At 66.3% G+C, this 7,922-nt stretch carries 3 protein-coding genes and 2 pseudogenes; 1 reads left to right on the top strand and 4 read right to left on the bottom strand.

Translation table 11 applies throughout. From position 1 onward, the window contains the following. The 4 genes and pseudogenes from K728_RS21700 to leuS all read right to left on the bottom strand — a co-directional run. A partial coding sequence (locus K728_RS21700; protein ID WP_237742073.1) for a hypothetical protein occupies positions 1-413 on the bottom strand: 413 nt, incomplete at its 3' end. Positions 414-485: 72 nt separating this feature from the next. After that, the gene (locus tag K728_RS18180; protein ID WP_443110904.1) at positions 486-1,109 is read right to left on the bottom strand and encodes a DegV family protein; all 624 of its coding nucleotides are present in this window, start codon (positions 1,107-1,109) and stop codon (positions 486-488) included. A 97-nt stretch (positions 1,110-1,206) separates the two neighbouring features. Further along, a pseudogene (locus K728_RS22310) lies at positions 1,207-1,446 on the bottom strand (DegV family protein); the annotation flags it as partial. 131 nt (positions 1,447-1,577) lie between these two features. Continuing rightward, on the bottom strand, positions 1,578-4,076 hold the full coding sequence (gene leuS, locus K728_RS0102180) for a leucine--tRNA ligase (protein WP_024475705.1): 2,499 nt from the start codon (positions 4,074-4,076) through the stop codon (positions 1,578-1,580). Between the two features lie 317 nt (positions 4,077-4,393). Between leuS and K728_RS18175 the strand changes: the two are divergent. Beyond that, positions 4,394-7,853, top strand: a pseudogene (locus tag K728_RS18175) (bifunctional proline dehydrogenase/L-glutamate gamma-semialdehyde dehydrogenase). Positions 7,854-7,922: the final 69 nt, after the last annotated feature.

Genomic DNA, 7,922 nt, shown 5'->3' with positions numbered 1-7,922 from the left:
GACAGTGTTCCCGAAGACAGTGTTCCCGAAGACAGTGTTCCCGAAGACAGTGTTCCCGAGTACGGTGCACCTGACGGCGTGGGTTCCGATGAGGCTGGTGCACCTGATGCGTGGGCCGGAGGTGTCTGCTGCCCGGCAAGCGGACTATCCAGCGCGACCGAGGTGATCTCAGGTGCCGGCCCGCCCCGGAGCAGGAAAAGCCCGAAGGCGATCGCAAGTGCCAGACCAAGCACCACGAAGGATACGCCACGACCGATTGCCCACCGGCGCCCACTATCGGCTGGCGGACCGGGCGGGTCTAAAGCCTCGAAATCCTCGTATCCCTGGGAGGGATCAGCAGCCCCGATCGGATCCGGTCGAAACCCCAAGGCGCCGCGGGGCGGTGGGCTGGTTACCCAACGATGTCTGGCCATGGGTCGAGCCTAGGATTTACCGCCAGGGGAAGGAGACCGTACGGCTGCGTATGTGGGTAAACCCAGTAGCAGTCAGTCGGCAGTGGACGGTCGAGCGTCGCCGTCGTCGTCAATCCGCCCTGCCACGGCGATAGCGATGACTCCCAGCCCGGTGTGGGCAGCCAGCACTGCCGGGAGTTGCGCCAGGACTGTCCGAACTTCGGGGTGGCGCTCCTGGAGGTTCAGTGTCAGCTCCTGCACCTGGGATTGATTGCCGAAGTAGTGGAAGGCGACCACGGCGCCGGGCCTCCCGGCAAGGTCCGCTTCCACCAGGTCCAACAGGCGGGCGGTAGCTTTGGGCAGGGACCTCACTTTTTCGAGCGGCAGGATCCGTCCCTCCTGCACACTGAGGATCGGTTTCACCGATAACAGTGTTCCCAGCATGGACGCTGCCGTGCCAATCCGGCCCCCTTTACGAAGCTGCTCCAGGCTGGGTACCAGAAATCTGAGCGTCGACGAATCACAGACCGCGCGCGCTACCGCTGACGCTCCAGCAAGGTCGACCCCGTCACGCGCAGCCGCCTGGGCCGCCGCCACACCGAAACCCATCGCCATCCCGACCGTCCGGCAGTCGAGCACCTCCACCGGGATGGAGACGGCTGCCGCCGCCCAGCGCGCCGCGTCGGTGGTCCCCGATAGGTCGCCCGAGAGGTGCACCGAGAGGATTCCCGTCGCTCCGTCGGCTTCGAGCCGCCNGGTAGACACTCTCGAACTGGCCCGGCGACGGCCGGGACGTGCGCACTTCGGCGCCTTCGGCCAACGCCACCGACAGCGGCCCGGTCAGGTCGTCGGTGCCCTCACCGAAGATCCGTCCGGCAATCATCACCGGCATGGGCACGACGACGACCCCACGCGCGGCACCCCCGACTGCCAGCCACTCGGGCGGTATGGCCGCAGCCGAGTCAGTCACCACAGCGATGCGGGACGGTGCGGCGGCCTCCTGCGCGGCACGGGTTCCCGACGGACGGACCCACAGTCGCTCCAGCCACCTCATCGAGTACCAGGCCGCAGAGCCGGTTTTTGCCGGCGTCCGTGGTGCCTGTTCCGCGGCCGACGGGCGTGGTTCAGCCGACGCCGGACCACCCTGTCCTGCTGGAGACTTCACTGCTTTGTCGGCCCGCATGGTTACTCCGGAACGATATTGACCAGCTTCGGAGCCCGCACAATGATCGTCCGGATTCCCCTGCCGTCGAGGGTCTTCTGGATCTGGGGACTGGCCAGCGCCAACTCCCGCAGCGCATCCTCGGTGATGTCCGGGGACACCTCCAGCCGGTCACGGACCTTGCCCTGCACCTGTACGACGGCGACGACAGTCTCCTGCACCAGCAGCGACTCGTCGACCGCGGGCCAGCCCGCTGTTGCCACCGAGGCTGGGTGCCCCAGCCGGTTCCACAGGTCCTCGGCGGTGTAGGGAGCGAAGAGGCTCAGGATGATCGCCACCGCCTCCGTGGCTTCGCGGACAGCCGGATCGGCGCCCCCAACACCCGAGTCGATGGCCTTGCGGGTTGCGTTGACCAGTTCCATCACACGGGCAATGACCACGTTGAATTTGTTCCCCTGCAGCAGGGCAGCGCTGTCCGCGACGGTCCGGTGCGTGACCGACCGCAGCGCGCGGTCGCCGCCTGAGACGTCGACGTCGGGCACACTGGTCACGTCCTGACCGAGCCGCCAGGCACGGGCCAGGAACTTCGACGAACCCGACGGCGACACATCGGCCCAGTCGACGTCGTCCTCGGGTGGGGAGGCGAACACCATGGTCAGCCGGATGGCGTCAACGCCGAACTTGTCCAGCTGCTGGCTCAGGTCGACGCCATTGCCGAGCGACTTGCTCATGGCCTTGCCGCCGTTGAGCACCTGCCCCTGGTTCAGGAGCGCCGAGAACGGTTCGGTGAACCCGATCAGGCCCAGGTCGAACAGCACCTTGGTGAAGAAGCGGCTGTACAGCAGGTGCAGAATGGCATGCTCAACGCCGCCCACGTACTGTCCGACGGGCAGCCAACGGTTCACTGCGTCGGTATCGAACGGCGCGTCGGTGGTGTCAGGGGATGCGAACCGCAGGAAGTACCAGGAGGAATCGACAAAGGTGTCCATCGTGTCGGTGTCCCGCTTGGCGGGCCCGGCGCACTGCGGGCAGGGCACATTGACCCAGTCCTCGACGGCGGCGAGCGGCGAGGTCCCCTTCGGGGACAGGTCGCCGCCGCGCAGGTCTTCCGGCAGCGTGACGGGCAGCTGGTCGTCGGGGACCGGTACTTCGCCGCAGGTGGCGCAGTGGATGATCGGGATCGGGGTGCCCCAGAATCGCTGCCGGGACAACAACCAGTCGCGCAGCCGGTAGTTGACCGTGTGCTCGCCGGTGCCGTGCTCGGCGACCAGATCGATGGCGCGGGCAATGGCTTCGTCCTTGCCCAGCCCGTCCAGCTCACCGGAGTTCACCAGGGTGCCGTCGCCGGTGGTGGCGATCCCCGACACCGCCGGATCCTCGGCACCGGTGTCCACGACCATTCGGACCGGCAGCTCGAAGGCGCGGGCGAAGTCCAGGTCGCGCTGGTCGTGGGCGGGAACGGCCATGATGGCGCCGGTGCCGTAGTCGGCCAGCACATAGTCGGCGGCCCAGACCGGCAGCTTCTCCCCATTCAGGGGGTTGATCGCCCAGCGGCCGGTAAACACTCCGGTCTTTTCGCGCTCGGTCGACTGCCGCTCGATCTCCGACAGGGACTTGATGCCCTCCCGGTATTCTTCCAGCTCGGCCCGGTGGGATTCGGTGACCAGGTCCAGGGCCAACGGGGCGTCTGCCGCCACCACGAAGAACGTGGCGCCGTGCAGCGTGTCCGGCCGGGTGGTAAACACGGGAACGCTCTGGGCCGGCTGCCCGTCGGCCTCTTCGATGACGAAGTCGACGTGGGCACCCTCGGAGCGACCAATCCAGTTGCGTTGCATGGCCAGGACCCGCTCGGGCCAGTGACCCCGCAGCTGGTCCATATCGTCCAACAGACGATCCGCGTAGTCGGTGATCTTGAAGTACCACTGGTTGAGGCTCTTCTTGGTGACTGGGGTGCCGCAGCGCTCGCAGGCGCCGTTGACTACCTGCTCATTGGCCAGCACCGTCTGGTCTTTCGGGCACCAGTTGACCGGAGAGTTTTTCCGGTACGCCAGACCCTTTTCGAAGAAGCGCAGGAACAGCCACTGCGTCCACTGGTAGTACCCGGGGTCGGACGTGTGCAGCCGACGGGACCAGTCAACGCTGATCGCGTAGCGGCGGAACGAGTTGGCCTGCGTCTCGATGTTGGTATAGGTCCATTCGGACGGGTGCGCGTTGCGCTGGATGGCCGCATTTTCGGCGGGCAGCCCGAACGAGTCCCAGCCGATGGGGTGCAGGACGTCGAACCCCTGCTGCCGGTAGTAGCGGGCGACGACGTCGCCCATCGCGAACGCCTCGGCGTGCCCCATGTGCAGGTCACCTGAGGGGTACGGGAACATGTCCAGCACATACCGGCGCTCACGTGAGCCGTCGTCGGCTGGCTTGAACGGCTGGAGCCGGTCCCACTCCGCGGGCCATCGGGCTTCGATGTCAGCGAAACTGTAGGTGTTCTCGTCCGGTTGCCCGGCGTCGGGTTGCGTGCTCACTGTTGTTGCCCTGTCCTCTTGATCAATTGCCCCTAGACACACAAAAGCCCCTCATCCAGGGAGGGGCATGCCGCACGGTTGACTGTGCGGCTAGCTAAGGAGTTGTACTACAGACATGCGACCACTCTAGCGCAGATTGGCGACGGCGACCTGTGGCGCGGGTTACGATGATTCTGGTACGCGCGCACGCAGGTCGCGCACTGCCACGCCGAGGCGGAGTGCGCCCCCGGCTGATCGGCCACCGGCCCCGCAAGGGGAATACCACCTGATACCAGGAACCGATGACAGTGGCCCGTCACATTGTGAGGCACGATCGCATGACACAGCTCTTTCCCACAGCCGATCCCGCTCCCGCAGACCTGGGTGACGACGCCGTCGCGCTGGTCCGCCGCTGGCTGCACCTGGACGACGTCCGGCGCCCCGAACCGACAGTCACCCGTGGGTCGCGGTCGGCGCAGCTGCTCGCCGAGGTCCTGAAGGACGACGCCGGGCTGCAGTTCACACTGGGCTTCGTTGACCGGGTCATCCGGCCCGAAGACAACGCGGTCGCTGCACGCAACCTCTCAAAGCTGGCGCGGCAGACGCCGTCGTTCCTGCCCTGGTACATGCGCGGCGCCGTGAAGCTTGGCGGCGCTCTCGCCCCGACGCTGCCCGGCATCGTGGTCCCGGTAGCCCAGCGGGTGCTCCGCGAGATGGTGGGACACCTCATCGTTGACGCCCGCCCCCAGAAGCTGGGCAAGGCCATCGCCGGTTTGCGGGGCGAAGCTGTTCGGCTCAACATTAATCTGCTCGGCGAAGCGGTACTCGGCCACGAGGAGGCAGACGCGCGCCTCGCCGGAACCAAGAAACTGCTGGCCCGCGACGACGTCGACTACGTCTCCGTCAAGGTGTCCTCGGTGGTGAGCACCATGAACCTGTGGGACTTCCACGAGACGGTGGAGCGGGTCGCGGNCGGAGCGGCTGCTCCCCCTGTACCGGTTGGCTGCCTCCTCCCCTGCGCCGAAGTTCATCAACCTCGACATGGAGGAATACCACGACCTTGACCTGACCGTGGCGGTCTTCAAGCGCATCCTCGACACCGAGGACCTGCTGCATCTCGAAGCGGGGATCGTGTTGCAGGCCTACCTGCCGGACGCGCTCGGCGCGCTGCAGGACATCACTGGCTGGGCCACCGAACGTCGTGCTCGTGGCGGTTCGGCCGTCAAGGTGCGGCTGGTCAAGGGCGCCAACCTGGCAATGGAACTCGTCGACGCGAAGGTTCACGGGTGGGAGCCCGCCACCCTGCCGTCGAAGGAAGCGACCGACACCAACTACAAGCGCTGCCTCGATTGGGCGTTGCGTCCGGACAACGCGGAGGCGGTCAGGATCGGCGTCGCCGGTCACAACCTGTTCGATATCGCCTTCGCACGCCTGCTCTCCTTGGCGCGCGGCGTGGAGGATCGCATCGAGTTCGAAATGCTGCTCGGGATGGCCGAGGAGCAGGCGGAGGAGATCAAGAAGGACGTCGGCTCGCTCCTGCTGTACACACCGGTGGTGCACCCGGCCCAGTTCGACGTCGCCATCAGCTACCTGATCCGCCGGCTCGAAGAAAACGCGAGCCAGGAAAACTTCATGTCGGCTGTCTTTGAGCTGAACAAGAGTCCGCACCTGTTTGAGCGAGAGAAGCAGCGTTTCCTCGCCTCACTGGCCGCTGTGGATGCTGTGGTGCCGGGTCCCAACCGGGCGCAGAGCGTTGACCGGTTCGTGGAAACTGCACCCGGCGAGTTCGCCAACCAGTCCGACTCCGACCCGTCGCTGCCCGTCATCAGGGACTGGGCCACCGAGATTCTTCAGCGGGTTCCGGGGTCAACCCTGGGGGTTGAGTTGGTGGAAGCTTCCTGGCTGGACACCAACGACGACGTCGAGCGCACCATCGCTGCGGCCCTTGCCGGCCAGCAGGAATGGGCGTCCCGGACCGGAGCCGAACGGGCCGGGGTACTGCGGAACGCAGCGGCCCGGCTCGCAGCGATCCGTGGTGACCTGGTGGAAGTTGCTGCCAGTGAGACCGGCAAGACGGTTGCCGAGTCCGATCCGGAGATTTCCGAGGCGATCGACTTCGCCAACTATTACGCACTGCTCGCCGAGGAACTGGACCAGGTGGAGGGCGCCGAGTTCGTGCCTGCACGCCTGACGGTCGTCACGCCGCCGTGGAACTTCCCGGTGGCCATCGCCGCGGGGTCGGCTCTGGCACCGTTGGCGGCGGGCAGCGCCGTCGTCGTGAAGCCTGCACCGCAGGCCAAGCGTTGCGCGGCAGTGCTGGTCCAGGCGCTGTGGGACGCTGGGGTGCCCCGCGAGGTGCTGCATTTCGCGGATGTTGAGGAGGGGCCGGTGGGTCAGCACCTCATTTCGCATCCGTCGGTGGACCGGGTCATCCTGACCGGTGCCTACGACACCGCCAAGCTGTTCCGCAGCTGGCGCCATGACCTGCCGCTGCTCGCGGAGACCAGCGGCAAGAACGCGCTGATCGTCACTCCCAGTTCGGACCTCGATCTTGCCGCGGCCGATGTCGTCAAGTCCGCGTTCGGCCATGCCGGGCAGAAGTGCTCGGCCGCGTCGCTGGTGATTCTGGTGGGTGCGGCCGGGAAGTCGGCGCGGTTCCGCAACCAGCTGGTTGACGCAGTGGCGTCGCTGAAGGTCGGTTACCCGGAAGATGCGGCCACCGAGATGGGTCCTGTCATCGAGCCTGCTGAGGGGAAACTGCGCGACGCGCTGACTACCCTTGGCGAGGGTGAAACCTGGTTGGTCAAGCCGAAGCAGCTCGACGACACCGGACGGCTGTGGAGCCCCGGCGTCCGCGCTGGAGTGAAACCGGGCAGCTACTTCCATCTCACTGAATTTTTCGGTCCGGTCCTCGGCGTGATGCACGCGGACTCGCTGGCACAGGCGATCGAGTGGCAGAACGCCAGCCCCTACGGGCTGACGGCAGGCATTCACACCATGGATGGCGATGAACTTGCCCAGTGGCTGGACGCTGTCCAGGCAGGCAATCTGTATGTGAACCGCGGCATTACCGGTGCAATTGTTCAGCGCCAGCCGTTTGGTGGCTGGAAGCGTTCAGCTGTCGGGCCGGGCGCCAAGGCTGGTGGCCCCAACTATCTGATTCACCTGGGCAGCTGGAACCCCGTCGAGCTGCATCCCGGAAACGTTCATGCTCCGTTGAGTGGGCCGGTGCGGGATCTGCTGCACGCAGCCGATATCCCCGCCGTCGACCAGGGGTTCCTGGCCCGGGCGACCGCGGACGATCAGCGTCATTGGGTCAGGTCCTTCGGTGCCAATCGCGACGTGTCGGACCTCGGGGTGGAACGCAATGAGTTCCGTTACATTGCCGGTGCTGTCACCATCCGGCTCAACGAGGCCGGCACCCTGGCTGGTTTGGTCCGGGTCCTCGCTGCCGGCCTGCGTGCCGGTGCCTCTCTGCGGGTTTCGACGGCTCACCCGCTACCGCCGGCTCTCACAGCGGCGCTCTCGGCGCACAACATTGAACACGGCGTGGACGACGACGCCGCGTGGCTGAAGCACGCGCCCACGGCCTCGCTGGGGCGGGTTCGGTTGGTCGGCGGCGGCTATTCGGAACTGTGCGCGGCCACTGACGGGGATCCGGATGTTGCCATCTACGCCGGACCCGTCACTGAGTCGGGTCGGATCGAAATGCTTCCGTTCCTGCACGAGCAGGCTGTCAGCATCACCGCCCACCGGTTCGGCAACCCGGACAGCGTGTCGCACACGGTGCTTCACTAGGTCGGTCTTTCTAGGGGCTAGTGACCCTGTTGCGCTAAACATCACCGCCGAGCGGTGAGATCTGGCGGG

It is taken from the genome of Arthrobacter sp. CAL618 (assembly GCF_000468215.1).
GTDB lineage: Bacteria > Actinomycetota > Actinomycetes > Actinomycetales > Micrococcaceae > Arthrobacter_D.
This window is presented reverse-complemented; position numbering and strand designations above follow the sequence as displayed.